The following is a 902-nucleotide window of genomic DNA, read 5'->3' as shown; positions in this document are numbered from 1 at the left end:
CTTAGAGGCCAGTTCAAATTCCCTGAGAGGGGGCTGTTTACTTCTTCGGCAATTTGTTAACCTTGGGCACCGGAACAACGGGAGTCCAAGGATGGAAGCGCCGATCATTTGACGACGAGCTGTGAAAACTGATCGAACCCTTGCTGCCTGTCGTGAAACCTCGCGCGAAGAGCGATCCGGGGCGTCCGCGTGTGCTGGATCGCGTGGCGCTCAACGGCATCCTGTTCGTGCTCAGGACAGGCATCCGTTGGAACCACTTGCCGACCCGGCTGGGATTCGGCTCGGGCGTGACTTGCCGGCGTCGACTAGACGACTGGCAAAAGACTGGCGCGTGGGATCGGCTGCACGAATTGTTGCGCGACAAGCTGCGTGCGACGGGCCAGTTCGACCTTTCATACGCTGCGGTCGATTCATCGTCGGTACGTGCGGTTGGGGCGGGCGAAAAACTGGCCCGAACCCCACGGATCGCGCACATCCGGACTCCAAGAATCACATCCTCGTAGACTCCAACGGAATTCCCGTCGTCGCAATCCTGATCGGCGCAAACGCCAACGACGTAACGCAACTGCTGCCGCGTATCGACTCGATTCCGTCGATTCGAGGCGTGCGTGGCCGAGCGCTTCAGAAACTCGGCGTCGTCTATGCCGATCGGGGCTACGACTCCAAGCGGCACCGGCGCGCGCTGTGCGAACGCGGCATCAGGCCCGTGATCGCACAGCGTCGAATCGAACACGGCAGCGGACTCGGCGCGTATCGGTGGGTCGTCGAACGTACTCACTCTTGGTTCCACTATTTCCGTCGTCTAGGCATTCGCTTCGATCGTCGCGCGGACATTCACGAAGCGTTCCTCAAACTCGGCTGCTCGCTCGTCTGTTGGAATATCGTCAGGCGGGTTGAGCAGG

The 902-nt window shown here is 60.4% G+C and carries 1 pseudogene; it reads left to right on the top strand.

What is annotated here, in order from left to right:
- Nucleotides 1–91: 91 nt before the first annotated feature.
- A pseudogene (locus tag CFB81_RS34700) lies at nt 92–902 on the top strand (IS5 family transposase); the annotation flags it as partial.

Source organism: Burkholderia sp. AU28863, assembly GCF_002223195.1.
In the GTDB taxonomy this organism is placed as follows: domain Bacteria; phylum Pseudomonadota; class Gammaproteobacteria; order Burkholderiales; family Burkholderiaceae; genus Burkholderia; species Burkholderia sola.
Note: the sequence above shows the minus strand (reverse complement) of the source record. Positions and strands in the feature narration are given on the sequence as shown.